The organism is Paraburkholderia sp. BR10141 (assembly GCF_056155635.1).
Genome location: NZ_JBMIQH010000004.1, coordinates 197,157 through 217,682, shown reverse-complemented (window position 1 = coordinate 217,682; position 20,526 = coordinate 197,157). Strand labels below are relative to the sequence as shown.

At 67.1% G+C, this 20,526-nt stretch carries 20 protein-coding genes; 15 read left to right on the top strand and 5 right to left on the bottom strand.

Going from position 1 to position 20,526, the window contains the following annotated elements:
• Nucleotides 1-101: 101 nt before the first annotated feature.
• Nucleotides 102-305, top strand: coding sequence for an acid-shock protein (locus ACOJB8_RS07540; RefSeq protein ID WP_069265125.1), 204 nt, complete (start codon nt 102-104; stop codon nt 303-305).
• A gap of 141 nt (nt 306-446) precedes the next feature.
• Here ACOJB8_RS07540 and ACOJB8_RS07535 read toward each other — a convergent pair whose 3' ends face one another.
• Complete coding sequence (locus ACOJB8_RS07535; RefSeq protein ID WP_069265127.1) at nt 447-773, bottom strand: DUF1840 domain-containing protein; 327 nt, start codon at nt 771-773, stop codon at nt 447-449.
• Nucleotides 774-1,127: 354 nt separating this feature from the next.
• On the opposite strand from ACOJB8_RS07535, the gene argS reads away from it, so the two are divergent.
• From argS to ACOJB8_RS07505, 6 genes are all read left to right on the top strand, one after another.
• Nucleotides 1,128-2,912, top strand: coding sequence for an arginine--tRNA ligase (gene argS, locus ACOJB8_RS07530; RefSeq protein WP_069265129.1), 1,785 nt, complete (start codon nt 1,128-1,130; stop codon nt 2,910-2,912).
• Nucleotides 2,913-2,991: 79 nt separating this feature from the next.
• A complete protein-coding gene (locus ACOJB8_RS07525; protein WP_342949569.1) occupies nt 2,992-3,837 on the top strand; it encodes an SPOR domain-containing protein in 846 nt (281 codons plus the stop codon).
• Nucleotides 3,838-4,044: 207 nt separating this feature from the next.
• On the top strand, nt 4,045-4,698 hold the full coding sequence (locus ACOJB8_RS07520) for a thiol:disulfide interchange protein DsbA/DsbL (protein WP_069265132.1): 654 nt from the start codon (nt 4,045-4,047) through the stop codon (nt 4,696-4,698).
• 10 nt (nt 4,699-4,708) lie between these two features.
• On the top strand, nt 4,709-5,485 hold the full coding sequence (locus ACOJB8_RS07515) for an SDR family oxidoreductase (protein ID WP_475011921.1): 777 nt from the start codon (nt 4,709-4,711) through the stop codon (nt 5,483-5,485).
• Between the two features lie 179 nt (nt 5,486-5,664).
• On the top strand, nt 5,665-7,287 hold the full coding sequence (locus ACOJB8_RS07510) for an ABC transporter substrate-binding protein (protein WP_475011920.1): 1,623 nt from the start codon (nt 5,665-5,667) through the stop codon (nt 7,285-7,287).
• Between the two features lie 242 nt (nt 7,288-7,529).
• Nucleotides 7,530-7,856, top strand: coding sequence for a hypothetical protein (locus ACOJB8_RS07505; RefSeq protein ID WP_475011919.1), 327 nt, complete (start codon nt 7,530-7,532; stop codon nt 7,854-7,856).
• An 80-nt stretch (nt 7,857-7,936) separates the two neighbouring features.
• On the opposite strand, the gene ACOJB8_RS07500 is transcribed toward ACOJB8_RS07505, so the two are convergent.
• From ACOJB8_RS07500 to ACOJB8_RS07490, 3 genes are all read right to left on the bottom strand, one after another.
• On the bottom strand, nt 7,937-8,947 hold the full coding sequence (locus ACOJB8_RS07500; protein ID WP_069265142.1) for a sulfate ABC transporter substrate-binding protein: 1,011 nt from the start codon (nt 8,945-8,947) through the stop codon (nt 7,937-7,939).
• A gap of 133 nt (nt 8,948-9,080) precedes the next feature.
• Entirely contained in the window at nt 9,081-9,860 is a 780-nt protein-coding gene (fabI, locus tag ACOJB8_RS07495) for an enoyl-ACP reductase FabI (protein ID WP_368618080.1), read from the bottom strand.
• 139 nt (nt 9,861-9,999) lie between these two features.
• Entirely contained in the window at nt 10,000-12,759 is a 2,760-nt protein-coding gene (locus tag ACOJB8_RS07490; RefSeq protein ID WP_475011918.1) for a DUF3141 domain-containing protein, read from the bottom strand.
• A gap of 495 nt (nt 12,760-13,254) precedes the next feature.
• On the opposite strand from ACOJB8_RS07490, the gene ACOJB8_RS07485 reads away from it, so the two are divergent.
• On the top strand, nt 13,255-14,196 hold the full coding sequence (locus tag ACOJB8_RS07485; protein ID WP_342949575.1) for a bifunctional enoyl-CoA hydratase/phosphate acetyltransferase: 942 nt from the start codon (nt 13,255-13,257) through the stop codon (nt 14,194-14,196).
• Nucleotides 14,193-15,449: an acetate/propionate family kinase gene (locus ACOJB8_RS07480; protein ID WP_368618078.1), complete on the top strand. Its 1,257-nt coding sequence runs from the start codon at nt 14,193-14,195 to the stop codon at nt 15,447-15,449. Before ACOJB8_RS07485 ends, ACOJB8_RS07480 begins: the two co-directional genes overlap by 4 nt.
• A 34-nt stretch (nt 15,450-15,483) precedes the next feature.
• Here the strand turns inward: ACOJB8_RS07480 and ACOJB8_RS07475 are convergent, their stop codons facing one another.
• Nucleotides 15,484-16,095 (bottom strand): RBBP9/YdeN family alpha/beta hydrolase, encoded by a 612-nt coding sequence (locus ACOJB8_RS07475; RefSeq protein WP_475011917.1) that lies wholly within the window; start codon nt 16,093-16,095, stop codon nt 15,484-15,486.
• A gap of 279 nt (nt 16,096-16,374) precedes the next feature.
• On the opposite strand from ACOJB8_RS07475, the gene ACOJB8_RS07470 reads away from it, so the two are divergent.
• Genes ACOJB8_RS07470 through ACOJB8_RS07445 form a run of 6 tightly spaced genes read left to right on the top strand, consistent with a single transcriptional unit; the run spans nt 16,375 to nt 20,452 of the window.
• The gene (locus ACOJB8_RS07470; protein WP_342949577.1) at nt 16,375-17,322 is read left to right on the top strand and encodes a 2-hydroxyacid dehydrogenase; all 948 of its coding nucleotides are present in this window, start codon (nt 16,375-16,377) and stop codon (nt 17,320-17,322) included.
• A gap of 54 nt (nt 17,323-17,376) precedes the next feature.
• Complete coding sequence (locus ACOJB8_RS07465; protein WP_069265147.1) at nt 17,377-18,300, top strand: hydroxymethylglutaryl-CoA lyase; 924 nt, start codon at nt 17,377-17,379, stop codon at nt 18,298-18,300.
• A gap of 40 nt (nt 18,301-18,340) precedes the next feature.
• Nucleotides 18,341-18,847 (top strand): YbaK/EbsC family protein, encoded by a 507-nt coding sequence (locus ACOJB8_RS07460; RefSeq protein WP_069265148.1) that lies wholly within the window; start codon nt 18,341-18,343, stop codon nt 18,845-18,847.
• 2 nt (nt 18,848-18,849) lie between these two features.
• Nucleotides 18,850-19,077 (top strand): DUF1289 domain-containing protein, encoded by a 228-nt coding sequence (locus ACOJB8_RS07455; protein ID WP_475011915.1) that lies wholly within the window; start codon nt 18,850-18,852, stop codon nt 19,075-19,077.
• A complete protein-coding gene (locus ACOJB8_RS07450) occupies nt 19,074-19,523 on the top strand; it encodes a MaoC family dehydratase (protein ID WP_475011914.1) in 450 nt (149 codons plus the stop codon). Before ACOJB8_RS07455 ends, ACOJB8_RS07450 begins: the two co-directional genes overlap by 4 nt.
• Nucleotides 19,520-20,452: an MBL fold metallo-hydrolase gene (locus ACOJB8_RS07445; RefSeq protein WP_475011911.1), complete on the top strand. Its 933-nt coding sequence runs from the start codon at nt 19,520-19,522 to the stop codon at nt 20,450-20,452. The genes ACOJB8_RS07450 and ACOJB8_RS07445 overlap by 4 nt, the downstream gene beginning before the upstream one ends.
• The last annotated feature ends 74 nt before the right edge of the window (nt 20,453-20,526 follow it).

Sequence of the window (20,526 nt, the reverse complement as noted above, 5' to 3'; positions counted from 1 at the left end):
CACCTGCATGACACCCGGCCACATGCGGCAAGGCCGCGCCGGCTCGCTCATCAGCAAATCCTTAAAACGCAAAATCGAAGCAACCTCGACGGAGAAATCGTATGAAGAAGCTGATGTTGATGTTGACCGCCTTCGGCGTCGCGGCGCTCGCGCAGCCGTCGTTCGCCCAGCCGGCCGCGCCGGAGCAGGCGAGCCCGGCGACGTCGTATTCGGCGCCCACCGAAAAGCACGTGAAGAAGCCGAAGAAAAAGAAAATGATGAAGTCGGAGGCTTCTGCTGCCGAACCGGCGGCCGCCAGCCAGTAAGGTGAGCCGAAGGTGAACATAAGCAAAGAGCCCGCGAGATTGCGGGCTCTTTGCTTTTGGAACGTTGAATTGGGCGGGTCAATCAGGCGCAATGGCGCGCTCGCCCCCAGTCATGTCACGCAAGGACGTCAAGCACGGACCTCAAATGCCCCACAAAACGTCGTTGTCTTCCTTCTTCGCGGCGCGCAGCATATCGAGGAACGGAAAGGCGCGTTGCGCGAGGCCGACCGGCAGTTCGTGATGCACGTGGTCATCCTCGCCTTCGTGAAAGTGGCCTTCCTGCTCGTGGCGCTCTTTCTTGTCAGTGGCGATGGCTGCTTCGAGCTTGGTGATGGCGGTATCGAGTTCGTCGTGGGTGATCACGCCGCGCGGGCCGAGCCGCTTGCCGATGATGCCGAGAAGGTACTGTGCGAGGTTCTCCAGCATCGTGACGTCGGGCGCCGCGTGACATTTAAAAGTAACCAGCATGTCTGTTCCCTTTATGATTTTTTGGATCTGCGCGTGACGTTCCGGCCTGCGAAGCCAGACGGGCCAAGGCGACCCATGTCGCGCTACCTCATTTCACATATTAGCACCTGCTAAAATCCGTCAGGACGGAATTACCCGCAGGGCGCGGCGCCCGGACGTTCTGGCGTCAGGTACGCCGCCACGCCGCCTGCCGCAACGAGGCCCGCCGCGCATTGGCGCATGGCAATCGGGCCACCGCGAGGCTGGCGCGCCCTCACCCGTATCAGGCGGTCAGCGCCGGAAAGCCAGAGGCCATGCATGCCCCTGGACGCCCCGGCCCCGCATCCCATTACCCGCACAGGACTTGCAACCAGCATGCTGCCCGCACAGAAACACACCCTGGAGACCCTGCTCGCGCAAGCCGTAGCCCAGGTGGCGAAGGCCACCGAAGGCGCGAGCGAAGGCGCATTCGTCGTGCCCGTGATCACGCTCGAGCGCCCGAAGGTCGCCGCCCACGGCGATGTCGCCTGCAACGTCGCGATGCAGCTCGCCAAGCCCATGCGCGCGAATCCGCGCCAGCTCGCCCAGCAGATTGTCGACGCCGTGCTCGCCCAGCCCGAGGCCGCCGGCCTCGTCGAGGCGGCCGAAGTGGCCGGCCCCGGCTTCATCAACCTGCGTCTCACCGCCAACGCGAAGCGCGCCGTGATCGGCGCCGTGTTCGAGCAGGGCGAGGCATTCGGCCGCTCGCAGCGCGAAGCCGGCAAACGCGTACTCGTCGAGTTCGTTTCCGCCAACCCCACGGGCCCGCTGCACGTGGGCCACGGCCGCCAGGCCGCGCTCGGCGACGCCATCTCGAACGTGCTCGCCTCGCAGGGCTATGACGTGCACCGCGAGTTCTACTACAACGACGCGGGCGTGCAGATCGGCAACCTCGCCGTCTCCACCCAGGCGCGCGCGCGCGGCTTCAAGCCCGGCGACGCCGAATGGCCCGAGGCGGCCTACAACGGCGAATACATCGCCGACATCGCGCGCGACTACCTCGCGGGCGAAACGGTCGCGGCCAAGGACGGCGAGCCCGTCACGGGCGAGAAGGACCCGGAGAACCTCGAAGCGATCCGCCGCTTTGCCGTCGCCTATCTGCGCCACGAGCAGGATCTCGACCTGCAGGCGTTCGGCGTGAAGTTCGACCGCTACTACCTCGAGTCGTCGCTGTACACGGAAGGCCGCGTCGAGAAGACCGTCGAGGCGCTGGTCGCTTCGGGCCAGACCTACGAGCAGGAAGGCGCGCTGTGGCTCAAGACCACCGACTACGGCGACGACAAGGACCGCGTGATGCGCAAGTCCGACGGCACCTACACCTACTTCCTGCCCGATGTGGCCTACCACGTCACCAAGTGGGAGCGCGGCTTCACGAAGGTCATCAACATCCAGGGCTCCGATCACCACGGCACCATCGCGCGCGTGCGCGCGGGACTGCAGGCGCTCGGCATCGGCATTCCGAAGGGCTATCCCGACTACGTGCTGCACAAGATGGTCACGGTGATGCGCGACGGCCAGGAGGTGAAGATCTCCAAGCGCGCGGGCAGCTACGTGACGGTGCGCGACCTGATCGAATGGTCGGGCGGCGCGAACCCGGGCAGCGAAGTCTCGCCCGACCTGCTCGACGAGGCGACCATCCGCCGCGGCCGCGACGCCGTGCGCTTTTTCCTCATCTCGCGCAAGGCCGACACCGAATTCGTGTTCGACATCGACCTCGCGCTGAAGGAAAACGACGAAAACCCGGTGTACTACGTGCAGTACGCGCATGCGCGCATCTCGTCGATTCTCGGCGACTGGCAGGGCAAGTTCGGCGGCGATCCGGCCGCGCTGCCCAAGGTCGATCTCGCGCCGCTTGCCAGCGAGCGCGCGCTCGCGCTCATCGCGAAACTCGGCGAATTCCCCGACATGCTCACGCATGCCGCCAGCGAACTCGCGCCGCACGCGGTGGCGTTCTATCTGCGCGAACTCGCCGCTGAGTTTCACTCGTTCTACAATGCCGAACGCGTTCTCGTCGATGACGCCGCCGAACGCGACGCCCGCGTCGCCCTGCTCGCGGCCACGCGCCGGGTGCTCGCGAACGGCCTGGCCGTGATCGGCGTGTCCGCGCCGGAGCGCATGTAACGAGACGCGCGAGACCCGCGCGCAGCAGCTTGTTTGGGGCCGCCGCCTCGCGCGGACGGCCATTCCAGGATTCTCTTGTTTGCAGGTGATTCAGACGATGGCAAAACCGCGCCGCACTACAAAACAGCAGTCGAAGCAGTCCGGGGGAACCTTTCTCGGCATCGTGCTGGGCCTGATCGTCGGCCTTGCGATCGCGGTGGTGGTGGCGCTCTACATCACGCGCGCGCCCACGCCGTTCGTCTCGAAGGTCGCGCCGCCGGCCGCTTCCGACGTCGGCCAGAACAACGAGCAGGTCGACCCGAACCGCGCGCTGCAGGGCAAGTCGCCGGGCCAGCCGGTGCCGCAGGCCGCGCAAAGCACGCCGCCCAACACGGCGCCGGGCCAGACCACGAACCAGTCGCAGTCCTCGGGCATGCTCGAAGAGCCGCAGATCGTGGAAGTGCCGCCCTCGGGTTCGAACAGCAACGCCGCCAATAACAACGGCGTGGCCGTCGCGCCGCAACCGTCGACGGGTGAAAACGTCACGAGCGGCACGGCGATCGCGAAGAAGCCGCAGTCGGCCAGCAACTCGACGAGCAACCCGGCGCAGATCCTCGCGAACAACCCGCCGCAGAAGCCCGCCAACGCCGTGCCGACGCCCCCGGGCGCCAAGCCCGGCAGCGCCGCGCCCGCACCGGGCGACGCCAACACCGGCTACTTCCTGCAGGTGGGCGCGTACAAGACGTCGGGCGACGCCGAGCAGCAGCGTGCGCGCCTCGCGTTCCAGGGGTTCGAGTCGAAGGTCACGCAGCGCGACGCCGGCGGTGTGACGTACTATCGCGTGCGCATCGGTCCGTTCACGAAGTTCGACGACATGAACTCGACGCGTCAGCGCCTGTCCGACGCCGGTATCGATACGGCCGTCATCCGCTTCACGAAGCAGTAATCGCCGTGCGCGCCGCGCACCGCGCGCCCGCCCACCGAAGCCGCAACCGTTCAGCGGCGTTCGCGTGAGGCCCGGCCGCGGCGCGCGGCGCGAAGTCCGTCAACAAGCTACACCCGCGCAGCACCCGCACGCGTCTGGTTCGCGCCAACGGCGTCCTGCGGCAGACAACCGGCCGCCGCCGGTCCAAGAACAGTGGATTCCTACGCCATGAAACGACTTCTCGGTACGCTTTTTCTCTCGCTTTCGCTGATCGCCGGCGTGGCCCACGCCTCGGCCGCGGCACCCGTGGCCGGCAAGGACTACACGGTCCTGAAGGCACCCCAGGCGCTCGACGTGCCCGCGGGCAAGATCGAAGTGATCGAGTTCTTCTGGTACGGCTGCCCGCACTGCAACGCGTTCGACCCGTATCTCGAAGCGTGGATCAAGAAGCAGGGCCCGGACGTCGTGTTCAAGCGCGTGCCGGTGGCATTCCGTGACGACTTCATCCCGCACTCGAAGATGTACTACGCGCTCGACGCGCTCGGCCTCGCCCAGAAGCTCACGCCGGTCGTGTTCCACGAAATCCACGTGAACAAGAACTACCTGCTCACGCCGGAAGAGCAGGCGAAGTTCCTCGCGACGCAAGGCGTGGATGCGAAGAAGTACATGGAAGCGTACAACTCGTTCTCGACGCAGAGCGCGCTGCAGCGCGACAAGGCCCTGCTCGACGCCTACAAGATCGACGGCGTGCCGACCATCGCCATCCAGGGCAAATACGAAACCGGCCCGGCCATGGTCCAGGGTCCGGAAGACAAGGCGCTGCCGGGCACGGCCCAGGTGATGGACTTCATCATCTCGCAGATCCGCGCGAAGAAGATGTGAGGTTAGCGCCATGCAAGACGCGCCACTGAAGGTCTTCATCACCGGCGCGTCGAGCGGCATTGGCGCCGCGCTCGCAGCCGAATACGCGCGGCAGGGCGCCGTCCTCGGGCTCGTCGCGCGCCGCGGCGAGGCCCTTGCCGGCTTCCGGCAGTCCCACCCCGATCACCCCATCTCCATCTATCCCGCCGACGTGCGCGACGCCGATGCGCTCGCTGCCGCCGCGCGCGACTTCATCGCCCAGCACGGCATGCCCGACATCGTGATCGCCAATGCGGGCGTGAGCCGCGGCGTGCTGACGGGCGAAGGCGATCTCGCCACGTTCCGCGACGTGATGGACACCAACTACTTCGGCATGGTCGCCACCTTCGAGCCGTTCGCGTCGGCCATGGCGCAGGCCAGACGCGGCACGCTCGTGGGCATCGCGAGCGTGGCCGGCGTGCGCGGGCTGCCGGGCTCGGGTGCCTACAGCGCCTCGAAGGCCGCGGCACTCGCCTATCTCGAAGCGCTGCGCGTGGAAATGCGTCCGTTCGGCGTGCCCGTCGTCACCATCGCGCCCGGCTATATCCGCACGCCGATGACGGCGAAGAACCCCTACCGCATGCCCTTCCTGATGGACGCGGACCAGTTCGCCGCGAAGGCCGCGCAAGCGATCGCGCGCGGCACGTCGTTCGCGGTGTTCCCCTGGCCGATGCGCGTGGCCGCCACGCTGCTGCGCGCGCTGCCGCGCTGGGTCTACGATCGCGTGTTCGAAAAGGCGCCGCGCAAGCCGCGCGCGGCGAGCCACTAAGCCGCTTCGGCTTGCCGCACGGCGCCCCCCATGCCATATGGGTATGTCGATTAAATTGTTGTCTCGACAATTTCCCTTCGATAAGCTTGGCTCGTCCGGGCGCCCTTCCGAGCCTTCTCGCCTCTCCTGAATCGAACAAAACGGGGCGCCGCCCGCCACCGAAGAACCACGGAGATCCCATGCGCTTCACCTCGCCCTCCGCGCGCACGCTTGCGCCTGCTCTCGTGCTCGCGACCGCGCTTGGCGCCGCTTTAGCGGCCACGCCCGCGCTCGCCAAACCGCTGACGGTCTGCACCGAGTCGAGCCCCGACGGCTTCGACGTCGTGCAGTTCAACTCGCTCGTCACGACCAACGCGTCCGCCGACGTCATCTTCAATTCGCTCGTGGCCTATGACGAAGCGCAGAAGAAGGTCGTGCCCGCACTCGCGGACAAGTGGGAAGTGAGCGCCGACGGCCTGACCTACACGTTCCATCTGCGGCCCGACGTGGCGTTCCAGACGACCGAGTGGTTCAAGCCCACGCGTACGCTCGACGCCGACGACGTGGTCTTCACGTTCGAGCGCATGCTCGACGCCAACAACCCGTGGCACAAGGTGGCCGGCGCGAGCGGCTTCCCGCACGCGCAGTCGATGGGCCTCGTGAAGCTCGTGAAGGCGGTCACGAAGGTCGACGCGAACACGGTCAAGTTCGAGCTCAACGAGCCGAATGCAACGTTCCTCTCGATCCTCACGATGGGCTTCGCGTCGATCTATTCCGCCGAGTACGCCGACCAGTTGCTCAAGGGCGGCAAGCAGGTCGACCTCAACGCGAAGCCGGTGGGCACGGGCCCGTTCGTGCTCAAGAGCTACACGAAGGACGCGGTGATCCGCTACGACGTGAACCCGACCTACTGGGGGCCGAAACCGAAGGTGGACCGCCTGATCTACGCGATCACGCCCGACGCCGCCGTGCGCGCGCAGAAGGTGAAGGCCGGCGAATGCCAGATCGCGCTCTCGCCCAAGCCCCAGGACGTGGCCGCGGCGAAGGACGACAAGTCGCTCAAGGTGGTGGAGACGCCAGCGTTCATGACGGCGTTCGTCGCGCTCAACACGCAGAAGAAGCCGCTCGACAACCAGAAGGTGCGCCAGGCGCTGAACATGGCGTTCGACCGCACGACCTACCTGAAGGCGATTTTCGACAACACCGCCACGCCCGCGACCAACCCCTGGCCGCCCATCACCTGGGGCTACGACCGGTCGATCCAGCCGTATCCGTATGACCCGGCGAAGGCGAAGCAGCTGCTCGCCGACGCGGGCTTCCCCAACGGCTTCGCGACGACGATCTGGGTGCGTCCGAACGGCAGCGTGCTCAACCCGAACCCGCGCGCGGGCGCCGAGCTGTTGCAGGCCGACTTCGCGAAGATCGGCGTGAAGGCCGAGATCAAGGTGATCGAGTGGGGCGAGTTGATCAAGCAGGCGAAGCAAGGCCAGCACGACACGCTCTTCATGGGCTGGGCCGGCGACAACGGCGACCCCGACAACTATCTCTCGCCGCTCTTTAGCTGCAATGCGGTGCAGTCGGGCATCAACTTCGCGCGCTTTTGCGATCCGCAGCTCGACAAGCTGATCGCCGAAGGCAAGGCCACCGCCGACCAGGCCAAGCGCGTGAAGCTGTATGAAGCCGCCCAGCAGATCATCCACGACCAGGCGCTGTGGATTCCGCTTGGCTACCCGACCGCCTCCGCCATCACGCGCACGAACGTGAGCGGCTATCAGGTGAGCCCGTTCGGACGCCAGAACTTCGCGAGCGTCGCGGTGCAGTGACGGCTCTCGCCGCGCCGGGCGTTCGCGCCCGGCGCGCCATTACAGAGCTGCCCTGACGATCACGAATTGAAACACGGCCGCTTGCGCCAGACATGCGGGAAGCGCGCCACAGGCGGGCGAGCGCCCTTTCCTCCCATTACCGCCGGTAAGATTCGCGCGCAGTTTGTTGCAGTTTGGTAACTCAAGCCGGCGAGCGCCTGGCTACATTGAAGCCATCGAATCTTCAACCGAAGGGGCTCAAAATGAAAACCAAACTCTTTGCCGCGCTGGGTGCTGGAGCGCTCGTCCTGGCCGCCTCGCAAACCGCCATGGCCGGTGTGGTGGTCGGCCTGAACGTCGGCGTGCCCGCTCCGGTTTATGTTGCACCCGCACCGGTTTATGTTGCACCCGCACCGGTGTATGTCGCGCCGCAGCCCGTTTATGTCGCGCCGCGTCCCGTCTACGTCGCGCCGCCCGTGCGCGTGGCCTACGCCCCGGCTGTCCTGATCGGCTGGCACGGCGACCGCTACTGGGACGGCCGCCGCTGGTACGGCCGCAACGAATGGCATGGCCGTCGCGGCTGGTACTAAAGCCGCAGCCCGAAATGCAAAGCGCCTCGCAAACCGCGAGGCGCTTTTGTTTTACGCACTATCGTTGCGTGACGCCCCGATCACTTACGGTCCGCGACGATCTGATCGAACGTGCCGCCATCGGCGAAATGCGTCGCCTGCGCGTTTTGCCAGCTGCCGAACACCTGCTCGACCGTGAAGGTCTTGATCGGCTTGAACTCGCTTGCGTGCTTCGCGAGCACTGCGGCATCGCGCGGACGCAGATGATGCTGCGCGATGATCTCCTGCGCGGCGGGCGAATACAGATAGTCGAGATACGCCTGTGCGCTCTTGCGCGTGCCGCGCTTGTCCACCACCTTGTCGACGATCGTCACCGGCGGCTCCGCCAGCAGACTCACCGAGGGATAGACCGCTTCGAAGTCTTTCGCACCCACACCCGTATCGATGAGCGCCACTTCGTTTTCAAAGGTCACGAGCACGTCGCCGATGCCGCGCTGCGTGAAGGTCGTCGTCGCGCCCCGGCCGCCCGCGTCCAGCACCGGCACGTTCTTCAGCAGTGCGCGCTCGAAGTCGAGCGCCTGGGCGTCGCTCGCGCCCTGCTGCTTGCGATAGCCCCATGCGGCCAGATACGCGTAGCGTCCATTGCCTGAAGTCTTCGGATTGGCGATCACGACCTGCACGCCGGGTTTGGCGAGATCGTCCCAGTCCTTGATGTGCTTGGGGTTGCCCTTGCGCACGAGGAACACCATCGTCGTCGTGTAGGGCGCGCTCGCGTCGGGCAAGCGCGTGCGCCAGTTGGCGGGCACGAGATGACCCTGCTGCGCGAGCAGGTCGATGTCGTTGGGCTGGTTCATCGTCACGACGTCGGCTTGCAGGCCTTGCAGCACCGAGAGCGCCTGCGCGCTCGACGCGCCGTGCGACTGCTTGATCGACAGGGTCTCGCCGGTCTTCTTCTGATAGTCGGCGATGAAGCTCGCGTTGATGTCCTTGTACAGCTCGCGCGTCACGTCATACGAGACGTTCAGCAGCGACGTTTCGGCATGCGCCGCCGCTGCGCTCAATGCGATGATGCCCGCGCCGAGCCAGCGCGCCGTGCGTCCCAAACCTGCCATGGTGATCCCCGTCTGTCGTTGAAAGGCGTTTCGGCCTGCCTGCATGATTTTCGTAAGCACGCCGAACGCCCGATTCTAGCGAGCCGGGGCGCACGGCTTATACCAATGCGAGCTTTGCTTTGCGGCTTTCGTGCTAAGCCATGATGTGCGCGCCGCCGTCGATATACACGGTGTTGCCGCTCATGCGGCGGGCGTAGCGCGTGGCGAGATACGCGGTGGCGTAACCCACGTCCATGATGTCGACGAGTTCGCCGAGCGGCGCGCGCTCCACGGCCTCGGCGAGCATGCGGTCGAAGTCGGGCAGCCCCGAGGCTGCGCGCGTCTTGAGCGGCCCGGGCGAGATCGCGTGCACGCGGATGCCGATCGGCCCGAGTTCGTACGCGAGATAACGGCACGACGCTTCGAGCGCCGCTTTCACGGGGCCCATCAGGTTGTAGCTGGGCACGACGCGGTTCGCGCCGTCGTAGCTCATCGCGAAGAGCGTGCCGCCGTGCGGCATGAGCGGCACGGCGCGCTTCGCCATGCGGATGAACGAGTGGCACGACACGTCCATCGCATACGCGAAACCCTGCGCCGACGAATCGAGCAGGCCGCCTTGCAGATCCTCTTTCGGCGCATAGGCGATGGAGTGCAGCACGATGTCGAGCGATCCCCACGTTTCGCGCACGGCGTCGAACACGGCGTCGAGCTGGCCGTCTTCCTCGACGTTCAATGGCAGCAGCAATTGCGCGCCCAGTTCGTTGGCGAGCGGTTCGACGTAGGGCTTGGCCTTGTCGTTGAGATAGGTGACGGCGAGTTGCGCACCGAGATCGGCGAACGCGCGGGCGCAGCCGTAAGCGATCGAATCGGCGTTCGCCACGCCGGTGACGAGCGCGCGCATGCCGGCAAGCGGCCGTTCGGATGGATTATGCATGGCTGACCTCGCAGTGGAAGACGGCCGGTGATGGCCGCGGATGCAGTTGCCGATCTGGCTGCCGGTGTGTCGAGCTCAAAACGACGCGCCGCATCGGTGGGGATGCGGCGCGTGCAGGGTGAAACGAGAACGGGCTTCGTTACTCGCCTGCGTTGCGCGTCGCGCGGCGGCGCGTGGCCGTCGTGCCCGCAGCCCGCGTGGCGGTGGGCGTCGATGCCGCGCGCGAGCGGCGCGCCGCCGTCTTGGCGGCAGCCGGCGCCTTCTTCGCTTCGGCCGGTTCCGCGGCCTTTACCTTCACGCCGGCGCGCGCCGCACGCATGGGTTTCGTGGGCGCGGCGTGTTCGCCCGCAAGAGCGGCCTTCGCGCGGGAGGACTTTGCGGAAGCTGTCGGGGCTTCAGTTGCAGGCTCAGGTCCCTCAGCCTGCGCGGCGGAGGATGCCTGGACGCCCTGTTCGGCGCCGCCGTCGCCAGCCGTGCCACCGCCTGGGCCCGAAACACCGCCGCCCTCCGACGACGACCCGCCGCCATCGAGCGGCGGCAGTCCCGTCTTCTCGCTGCCCGGCTCGACGCCCAGCGCGCGCTGCACGTGGCGATAGCGCTCGCGCCGCTCGCCTTCGAGCGGCCCGGACACGGTCGCGATGCGGTACACGGCTGCGAGCAGCGCGCGGCGCGTCTTCATGTCGGGCACGATCTCGGGCAAGGCGTCGATCGCGGCCTGCGGATCGAGCTGCACGATCGCGCCCTGGCGGCGCGCCGATTCCTTCAGCTCGGCGATGCTCGGCTGGCGATCGCCGAGATACTCCCGGGCGAGTTCGCGCATGCGCTGGAACGGCCGGTACTGCACCGCATGCATTTCATCGACGATATACGCGGCGATGCGCATGAACGCGTCGACGAGCGAGCCCTTCGCGAGATGCGCGCGCGCCGCACGCAGGCGGTACTGCGCAAGCTCCTTGCGCAGCGCCATGAGCGGCGGCGCGATCGGCTCGAGCGGCTGGTTGGGCGCTACGCCCACACAGGCCTGCACCCACGGCGCGGTGTACACGTTGTAGAACGTGCTCTCGACCCAGGCGTCGCGCGCGTCGCGATACGCATCGAGGCTTGCCTCGATGGTCGCCGACGCCTGCCTTTCGAGCAGCGTGAACGGATTGTCGGGCGCGGCCGGCTTGCGATGCGCGCGCACCGCTTCCGCCATGGCGGGCAGCACGCCCAGCGTAGGATTCGCGTCGCTCAGCACGCTGCGCTCCACGCGCGACGGATGCGACTCGCGCAGCGCATGCGCGCTGAACGCGTTGCTCGACGCACGCACGAACGGCGAGACGAACAGGTCATACAGGCGCTGGTTGTTTTCCGCGAGACGGCGCACCACCTCGAAGGGCTGTTCGTCGTCGCGGCCGTCGTCGAGCGCGAGAATATCTTCGATCGTGCGCAGCTCGAAGCGGATCTCGTAGCGCCCTTCGAGCGCTTCGAGGCGCCCGGCTTCCGGCGTCGAGTCGGTGATCTTCGCTTCGTAGAGACCCGGCGGCAGCACGTCGATCAGATCGAGCGCCGAGAATAGTTCGGTGTGCTCCTTATTGGCCACGCTCGCCGAAACGAAGATGCCGAGGTGCCCCACCTTGTCGTGCAGGCAGTACACGATCACCTGCTCGTTGGCGACGATCTCGTCGACGCTCGCGTAGAGATCAGGAATCCAGTTGAGCGCCTGCTGCGGCGGCGTGATGTTGTCGCCCCAGGAGGCGAGCACGATGATCGGCGTGCGGATGTTGCGCAGGTCCACCGGCGAGCGAGCGTTCTTCGCGAACACTTCATTGCGCGTGAGGTGGTTGCCCACGAAGAGGTTCTGCACGATCCAGTCGATCTCGGCGCGGTTCAGCTGGAAATGGCCGCCCCACCAGCGCTCGAATTCGAGGAAGCGCTCGCGCTCGGAATCGACCTTCGAATAGAGGTTGTAGAGCTTGCCCCAGTACGTGTTGGCCGGATTGAGGTACTCGAAGTTCTGCACGAGATACGCGCCGTCGAAGCGGCCGTCGCCCAGGTCCGCCGCGAGCGAGGACATCCACGAGCCGCCCAGCATGCCGCCCGAATAGCGCATGGGGTTCTTGCCGCGCACGCCGGCCCAGTAGGACAGCGGCGAGCCCGCGAGCATGAGCGGGCCGACCAGTGCTGGCGCGGAGGCCGCGAGCAGCGCTGCGGCCCAGCCGCCCTGGCAGTTGCCGATGATGAACGGCAGGCCGTCCGCGTCGGGATGCAGCTCGCGCACACGTTGAATGAAAACGGCTTCGGCCTGCGCGACCGACTGGATCGTCTGCGTTTCGCAGGGCAGCGGGAAGAACGTCACGAAATAGCACGGGTGGCCTTTGCGCAACGCGATGCCGACTTCGCTGTCCATCTTGAAGCCGGCAATGCCGGGGCCGTGGCCCGCACGCGGGTCGATCACGACGAAGGGGCGCATGCGCGGATCGGTCGGCACGCCCTCTTCGGGCTTGATGCGCAGCAGCGCGTAATTGCACGGATCGTCGAGTTCGCGGCCATCGACGATCACTTCATAGTCGAACGCGAGTACCGGCGGCATGCCCGCCTGCTCGTGCACATAAGTCTGGTTGCCGCGCTCGCGCAGCACGTCGAGGAACAGCACGCTGCGCTGCCAGGCGTCGTAGACGTAGTCATAGAGCGGCTGCGCAACCGTGGGTGCGGATTGCGCCGTTTCGATTGCCTGGTTCACGGCCGAGGACACGGCCGAAGCCGCTTCGGTCAGCGGCGTCTGGGGCGATGACTCCTCGTCGGATGCGCCCGCGAGGGGCCAGAAAGGCGCAAAGGGCCAGAAAGACGTGCCCGATGCGAGCGTGGGCAGAAACGAAAACGGCGACGAAACGAGCGGCGAGGAGGCGGGAACTGCCACGAGACGAATCTCCTTTAAGGGAGCGCCGGCTCGCCTCGCGGCAAGCAAGCGCCAGGCCGGCGCGGGCCGTGGACGCGTGCCGTCACGACGAACGACGCGCGAGGCCTGGCCGCTGCCCCTGTTCTGCCGCCCTCGGAGCGGCGGCATTGCGGGCAACGGGGCCGGCAAAAGGTATTCGCGGCCGCGTGCGCGTTTCGTACGCCACGCGACCGCGACGTGAAAAGAGCCAGATCATGTTGCACTGCGGCATCTAAAAACTTAGGCGGCGGCCCTGTGAAAGTCAAGGTTCGCGGCGGGATCTAGTGCCTCTTCGATGATCGCAACGCCTTGTGAACGAAGCATGACAGGCGCGACTGCCGGACCTCGCCGCGACGCGTCACGATGCCGCGCCGGCCCGGCGTGCATCCAGCCGACCGCCTCGTTCGCGCTGGTCTACACTGTTACGGCTTTGCGCGCCGCAGCATGGTCCAGATGCGCATCCTGGAGGAGACCGTCATGCCTTCATCGCCTGACAAGTATTCGGTTCTGCTCGCCCGTTGTGGCGGCCTTGCGCCCGTGCCCACCGCCGTGGCGCACCCGTGCGACGTGTCCTCGCTCACCGGGGCGCTCGACGCCGCGAACCTCGGCTTGATCGTGCCGATTCTGGTCGGCCCCGAAGCGAAGATCCGCGCGGTGGCCGAGGAAGCCGACCTGCGCCTCGACGGCATCACCATCATCGACGCGCCGCACAGCCACGCCGCCGCCGAATTCGCCGTGCGCGCCGTGCGAGAGGGTCAGGCCGAACTGCTCATGAAGGGCAGCTTGCACAGCGACGAGCTGCTCCACGAAGTCGCGCTCGGCGCCAATGGCCTGCGCACCGAGCGACGCCTCTCGCACGTGTTCGCGATGGACGTGCCGTCGTACCACAAGCCGCTTTTCATCACCGATGCGGCCGTCAACATCTTCCCCAAGCTCGCCGACAAGGCCGACATCGTGCGCAACGCGATCGACCTCGTGCAGTCGCTGGGCGTGGGCACGCCGAAGGTCGCCATCCTCGGCGCCGTGGAAACGGTGTCCGAAAAGATGCCCTCCACCATCGACGCCGCCGCCCTGTGCAAGATGGCCGACCGCGGCCAGATCACGGGTGGCCTGCTCGACGGCCCGCTCGCCTTCGACAACGCGATCAGCGCCGAAGCCGCGCGCATCAAAGGCATTACGTCGCCCGTTGCAGGCGACCCCGACATCCTGCTCGTGCCCGACCTCGAAGCGGGCAACATGCTCGCCAAACAGCTCACCTTCCTCGCCGGCGCGGAAGCAGCCGGCATCGTCCTCGGCGCGCGCGTGCCGATCATCCTCACGAGCCGCGCCGACAGCGTGCGCTCGCGCATCGGCAGTTGCGCGATCGCCGTCCTGCTTGCGCATGCGCGACGTGCGCGCAAAGCAACGGAGATCCTGTGAGCAGCGTCCAAGCCCAGCCGGCCGTGGAAGGCCATGTCGTGCTCGTCGTGAATGCGGGGTCGTCGAGCATCAAGTGTTCGGTGTTTCGCGTGATCGAAGACGACCACGTGGAAGGCGGTGCGCGCGCGCTGCATGGCGCGGGCGGGCAGATCGAGGGCATCGGCGTCGCGCCGCGCGTGGTCGCGAATATGGCCGACGGGCGCCTGATCGTCGACGAGAAGTTTCCGGTTGCCCAGGTCGCCGATCACGACGCCGCGTTTCGCCTCCTGCGCCTCGTGCTCGCCGTTGGCCTGCGCGACACGCCGCCCGCCGCGATCGGCCACCGCGTGGTGCACGGCGGCGCGCGCTACGCCGACGCTGTGCTCATCGACGACGAAGTGATCCAGGAGCTCGACGCGCTCACCCCGCTTGCGCCGCTGCATCAGCCGCACAATCTCGCCGCGATTCGTGCGGTGCGTCAGGCCGCGCCGGAGCTGCCGCAGGTGGCGTGCTTCGACACCGCGTTCCATGCGGGCAACGACATCATGGCGCAGCTCTTCGCGCTGCCGTACAGCTACTACGGCGAGGGCGTGCGGCGCTACGGCTTTCACGGCCTCTCGTACGAATACATTGCCAGGCACCTCCATCAGGTCGCGCCCGACATTGCGCGCGGGCGCGTCGTCGTCGCGCACCTGGGCAACGGCGCGAGCCTGTGCGCGATGAAGGACGGCAAGAGCATCGAGACCACCATGGGCCTCACCGCGCTCGACGGCCTGCCCATGGGCACGCGCTGCGGCGCGCTCGACGCAGGCGCCGTGCTCTGGATGATGGCGAAGGGTATGGACTACCACGCCATCGAGAAGGTCCTGTATCAGGAGTCGGGCCTGAAGGGCCTGTCGGGCCTGAGCAGCGACATGCGCGAGCTGCTCGCGAGCGGCAGCGACCGGGCGAGGCTCGCGATCGACTTCTATACGTATCGCATCGCGCAGGACGTCGGCAAGCTCGCCGTGGTGCTGGGCGGGCTGGACGCGCTCGTGTTCACGGCGGGCATCGGCGAGCATGCCGCGCCCATTCGCGCGCAGGTGTGCGAGCGGCTCGCGCCGGTGTTCGGCACCGTGCTCGACGCGCAAGTCAACGAGGTGGGCAGCAGCAACGGCAACGAGCGCGTGAGCACGCGCGAAAGCCGCGTTCCCGTTTTCGCGATCCGCACCGACGAAGAAGGGATGATCGCGCTCCATACGGCACGGCTGTTGCGGGCGGCGCTCAGGCACTGAGCGGGCACGGCGCCGCGGTTCGCTACGCCTGACTTCAGGCGTACGCCGGACCGCCCCGGTCGAATGCCGCGTCGCGCAAGCGCCCCGGCGCCGCGCCGTGAACGAGCGTATCGACGAAATACTTCGCGCGCGGCCACGGCCCAAAGCCTGCCGCCGTGTTGATATGACCCGCATCGCCGAGATTCACGAACGTGCTGCCCAGTTGCTGCGCGAGCGCGCGGGCGCCTTCGAGCGGCATCCACGGATCGGTTTCGCTGCCGATGAGAATGGATGGCACGGGCAGCTGCCGCGCCTCGAACGCGCCGGCAAAGCGGAACTTCTCGGGACTCGCGGGCGCGACGAACAACACACCGGCAACGTCAGCACCGCTTTCCCCCAGCATGCCCGTGTGCAGCGCATGCGCCGCCACGAGGCAGCCGAAGCTGTGCGCGGCCAGCAGGAATGGCCCGCGCTCGCCCGCCAGCCGCCGCGCGAGCCCCGCGCCCCACACCGCCAGATCGGGCGCGTCCCAGTCGTCCTGTTCCGCGCGCAGCGAACGCGCGAACTGGCGTTCGAGCCAGCTCTGCCAGTGAGCGCCGTCGCTGCCGTGCAGGCCCGGCACGGTGACGAGGCGGGGCGGCCAACGCATTTGCGCGCACGAAAGCATGATTTTTTCCTCGCTGGAACACGGCGTGAATCGATTGTGGCCTGCGAGCCGCGCACGCCGAACCAATTTTTTTTGCTTAGCTTTTCGGCGCGCCCGGCCGGGTCCTGCCCGAGACAGGCCGCGGGCTGGCGCGCCGCGATTTGCGCGGCGGGCGCGGGCCTGAAAAAGTAGAATGGTGCCGGTGCACGCGGCTCTCGCGGCCCTCGCGGGCTGCACGCAACGCAACAGCGCGCGTAGGCTCGAGCCGCACAGCCGTTACCAGGGACAGGTTCACCCATCATGAAGATCATTTTCTGGTTCCCGCAGACCGACGCCTCCACGTGGCTCCACGGCCTCGCGCGCGCGCTGCCCGATGCCGAGTTGCGCGAGTGGCAGCCCGGCGACACCGATCCCGCCGACTATGCTGTCGTCTGGCACCCCCCGCGCGAACTCTTCGGCGTGCCGGGGCTTCGCGCTATCTTCAATCTGGGCGCGGGCGTCGACGCGATCCTCGCCCACGAACGCGAGCGACCGGGCACGCTGCCCGGCACCGCCATGCTCGTGCGGCTCGAAGACTCGGGCATGGGCCGGCAAATGAGCGAGTACGTGCAGCACGCTGTACTGCGCTACCTGCGCCGTTTCGACGAATACGCGCTCGCGCAGGCGCGCCGCGAATGGCACGTGCTCGCGCCGCATCCGCACGAGACCTTCACGGTGGGCGTGCTCGGCCTCGGCGTACTGGGCGCGCAGGTCGCGCACGCGGTCGCCTCGCTCGGCGTGCCGGTGCGCGGCTTTTCGCGCGGCATGAAGACGATAGAAGGCATCGAAACGTACTCGGGCGAGTTGCACGGCGAGCAGTTCGACGCCTTCCTCGACGGCGTCAAACTGCTCGTGAACCTGCTGCCCGCCACGCCCGACACCGAAAGCGTGCTCAACGCGCGCACCTTCGGCAAGCTCTCGCGCGGCGCGTATGTCGTGAACGTGGCGCGCGGCACGCATCTGAACGAACAGGATCTGCTCGACGCACTCGCCAACGGCACGCTTGCGGCGGCGACGCTCGACGTGTTCCGCGAAGAGCCGCTGCCGCCCGATCATCTCTTCTGGCGCGAGCCGCGCATCACGATCACGCCGCACAGTTCGGCGCTCACATTACGCGACGAAGCGATCTCGCAGGTCGCCGACAAGATCGGCGCGCTGGCTCGCGGCGAGACCGTGAGCGGCGTGGTGCATGTCGGGCGCGGTTACTGAACATCGCGGCGGCACATCGCGAAGCCTTTTCAAAAAATTGTTGGAGACACGGCAATGGCACTACCCACCGCAGTCAAGATCGTCGAAGTCGGCCCGCGCGACGGCCTGCAGAACGAGAAGGAATTCGTTCCCACCGCAACCAAGATCGAACTGATCAACCGGCTCTCGGCCGCGGGCTTTCCGAACATCGAGGCCGCCTCGTTCGTCTCGCCCAAATGGGTGCCGCAGATGGCCGACGGCGCCGAAGTCATGGCCGGCATCGAGCGGCGCAGCGGCGCGATCTACTCGGTCCTCACGCCGAATCTGCGCGGCTTCGAAGGCGCGCTCGCCGCGCGCGCGGACGAGATCGTGATCTTCGGCGCGGCGAGCGAGGCGTTCTCGCAGAAGAACATCAACTGCTCGATCGCAGAAAGCATCGAGCGCTTCGCACCGGTGGCGCAAGCCGCGAAGGAGCGCGGCGTGCGCATTCGCGGCAGCGTGTCGTGCGCGCTCGGCTGCCCGTATCAGGGCGAAGTGCCGGTCGCTTCGGTCGTCGATGTCGTGGAGCGCTTCGCCGCGCTCGGCTGCGACGAGATCGACATTGCCGACACCATTGGCGTGGGTACGGCGAAGCGCGTGCACGAAGTGTTCGAGGCGGTGACGAAGGTGTTCCCGCGCGAGCGCCTGTCGGGCCACTTCCACGACACCTACGGCCAGGCGCTCGCCAACATCTATGCGGCGCTCGAAGAAGGCATCGCCATTTTCCACGCCTCGGTGGCGGGCCTGGGCGGCTGTCCGTATGCGAAGGGCGCCACGGGCAACGTCGCGACCGAAGACGTGCTGTACCTCATGAACGGCCTGGGCATTCATACCGGCATCGATCTGAACCAGGTCGTCGCGGCGGGCGACTTCATTTCGACCGCCATCGGCCGGGCGAACGTCTCGCGCGCGGGTAAGGCCCTGCTCGCGAAGGCCCGCAGCGAAGCCGCATGCTCGTGACACGCGACCCATCGAATCGCAGTACGAAGGAAATCAATCTATGACGGAAACCCTCGATAACCTCGACGCCCTGCCCGAGTCCGCGCGCCGTGTCGCCCTGATGCTGCGCGAGCGCGGCCACGCCAGACCCGTCGTGATGCTGCCCGAGACCGGCAAGACTTCCGCCGAAGCCGCCGCGGGTCTGGGCTGCGAAGTCGCGCAGATCGCCAAGTCGATCCTGTTCCGCCGCCGTGAAGACGACGCGCCCGTGCTCGTGATCGCGAGCGGCGCGAACCGCGTGGACGAAAAGAAAGTGGCCGCGCACGTGGGCGAGATCGGCCGCGCCGACGCGAAGTTCGTGCGCGAGAAGACCGGCTACGCCATTGGCGGCGTGTGCCCGATCGGCCACGCCACGACGCCCGTCACGCTGATCGACGCCGATCTGTTCGCGCTCGAAAGCCTCTGGGCCGCTGCCGGCCATCCGCATGCGGTGTTCAACCTCTCGCCACAGGAACTCGAAGCGCTGACCGGCGCGCCCGTGGTGGACGTCGCGCTGCGCGACGCGTGAGCATGTCCGCGATACACGACACCGTCACGCCGCCGCCCTCGCCTTGCATCAACATCTGCCGTATGGATGAGCGCAGCGGCTTGTGCGAGGGCTGCCTGCGCACCATCGACGAAATTGCGAGCTGGTCCACGCTCGACAACGCAGCAAAGCGCGCCGTCTGGGACGCGATCGAGACGCGGCACGCTCAATGGGTCGCGAAGCGCTTCGCGTCGCAAGGAGAACAACAATGAACGCGCCCGCCCGCGTCGTCACGGTCGGCGAGACGTTCCGCTCGACGCTTCAGCTCACACCCGAATCGGTGAAATCATTCGGACTGCTCGTGAACGACCTGAACCCGCTGCATCACGACGAAGCCTACGCGGCGCAAAGCCGCTTTGGCGGCCTGATCGCATCGGGCACGCAACCCACGGCGCATTTCATGGCGCTGCTCGCCACGCACTACTCGCAGTACGCGCAACCGCTCGGGCTCGAATTCGACATGAAGCTCAAGCGCGCCGCACACGCGAACGACACGATCACGTTCGAGTGGCGCGTGGACGAAGCGTGGTGGAAGCCGAGCCTGAACGGCGATCTCGTGAAGGTCGTGGGCGAGGCCGTGAACCAGAAGGACGAAACGCTCGTGGTGGGGCGCGCGACGATCCTCGTCATGCCCAAGGCCGAGCACGCACCGGCATGAGCGCCGCGCCCGCCCTCCCTGAATCGATCCGCGTCTTCGAGCGCGGCTGGCTGTCGTCGAACAACGTGCTGCTCGTCGACGAGGCGCGCGCCGCACTCGTCGATACCGGCTACGCCACGCACGCCGAACAGACGCTCGCGCTCGTGCGCCAGGCGCTCGGCCCGCGCGCGCTCGACCTTATCGTCAACACGCATCTGCACTCCGACCATTGCGGCGGCAACGCGCGACTGCAGGCGCAATGGCCCTGCGCGACGCTGATCCCCGCGCCGAGCGCGACGATTGTGCGCGACTGGGACGAAGCGCGTTTGAGCTTCCTCGCCACCGGGCAGACCTGCGACCGATTCGCGTTCACAGGCACGCTCGCGGCAGGCGAACGGCTCGCGCTAGGCGGCTTCGACTGGGAAGTGATCGGCGCGCCGGGGCACGACCCCGACTCGGTGATGCTCTATGCAGCCGGACCGCGCTTGCTCATCACCGCCGATGCGCTCTGGGAGCATGGCTTCGGTGTGATCTTTCCCGAGCTCGAAGGCGAAAGCGGGTTCGCCGAGCAGCACGCGGTGCTCAAAGCCATCGCGAAGCTCGACGTCAGCGTGGTCATTCCGGGCCATGGCAAGCCGTTCACCCACGTCGAGGCGGCGCTGGAGCGCGCGTTCTCGCGCCTCGCCTGGCTGCGCGCCGACCCGGCCCGCAACGCGAAGAACGCGCTCAAGGTGCTGATCGTCTTCAAGCTGCTGGAAGTGCGCGCGATGACCTTCGACGCGCTACTGGCGATGCTGGAAAACGCCGCCTCGCTGCGCGCCGCGGCGCAACAACTCGCCCCGCGCAGCGCGTGGCCCGGGCTGCTGCGCGAGCTGGCCGGGGAGCTGGCGAAGAGCGGCGCCCTGGTCATAAACGGCGAACGCTTCGAAGCACCGGCGGCAGCGGTCTAGCCGCGCCGCAGGACAAACGCTGGGAAAGCGCAAAAAAAACGCTCGTCCGTTTTCCGGACGAGCGTTGGAATTAG

Bases quoted from the DNA above. Each gene is read 5' to 3' on its own strand.
- ACOJB8_RS07540 (WP_069265125.1), top strand. From the start codon at position 102: ATGAAGAAGCTGATGTTGATGTTGACCGCCTTCGGCGTCGCGGCGCTC.
- ACOJB8_RS07535 (WP_069265127.1), bottom strand. From the start codon at position 773: ATGCTGGTTACTTTTAAATGTCACGCGGCGCCCGACGTCACGATGCTG.
- argS (WP_069265129.1), top strand. From the start codon at position 1,128: ATGCTGCCCGCACAGAAACACACCCTGGAGACCCTGCTCGCGCAAGCC.
- ACOJB8_RS07520 (WP_069265132.1), top strand. From the start codon at position 4,045: ATGAAACGACTTCTCGGTACGCTTTTTCTCTCGCTTTCGCTGATCGCC.
- ACOJB8_RS07515 (WP_475011921.1), top strand. From the start codon at position 4,709: ATGCAAGACGCGCCACTGAAGGTCTTCATCACCGGCGCGTCGAGCGGC.
- ACOJB8_RS07510 (WP_475011920.1), top strand. From the start codon at position 5,665: ATGCGCTTCACCTCGCCCTCCGCGCGCACGCTTGCGCCTGCTCTCGTG.
- ACOJB8_RS07505 (WP_475011919.1), top strand. From the start codon at position 7,530: ATGAAAACCAAACTCTTTGCCGCGCTGGGTGCTGGAGCGCTCGTCCTG.
- ACOJB8_RS07500 (WP_069265142.1), bottom strand. From the start codon at position 8,947: ATGGCAGGTTTGGGACGCACGGCGCGCTGGCTCGGCGCGGGCATCATC.
- fabI (WP_368618080.1), bottom strand. From the start codon at position 9,860: ATGCATAATCCATCCGAACGGCCGCTTGCCGGCATGCGCGCGCTCGTC.
- ACOJB8_RS07485 (WP_342949575.1), top strand. From the start codon at position 13,255: ATGCCTTCATCGCCTGACAAGTATTCGGTTCTGCTCGCCCGTTGTGGC.
- ACOJB8_RS07475 (WP_475011917.1), bottom strand. From the start codon at position 16,095: ATGCTTTCGTGCGCGCAAATGCGTTGGCCGCCCCGCCTCGTCACCGTG.
- ACOJB8_RS07470 (WP_342949577.1), top strand. From the start codon at position 16,375: ATGAAGATCATTTTCTGGTTCCCGCAGACCGACGCCTCCACGTGGCTC.
- ACOJB8_RS07465 (WP_069265147.1), top strand. From the start codon at position 17,377: ATGGCACTACCCACCGCAGTCAAGATCGTCGAAGTCGGCCCGCGCGAC.
- ACOJB8_RS07460 (WP_069265148.1), top strand. From the start codon at position 18,341: ATGACGGAAACCCTCGATAACCTCGACGCCCTGCCCGAGTCCGCGCGC.
- ACOJB8_RS07455 (WP_475011915.1), top strand. From the start codon at position 18,850: ATGTCCGCGATACACGACACCGTCACGCCGCCGCCCTCGCCTTGCATC.
- ACOJB8_RS07450 (WP_475011914.1), top strand. From the start codon at position 19,074: ATGAACGCGCCCGCCCGCGTCGTCACGGTCGGCGAGACGTTCCGCTCG.
- ACOJB8_RS07445 (WP_475011911.1), top strand. From the start codon at position 19,520: ATGAGCGCCGCGCCCGCCCTCCCTGAATCGATCCGCGTCTTCGAGCGC.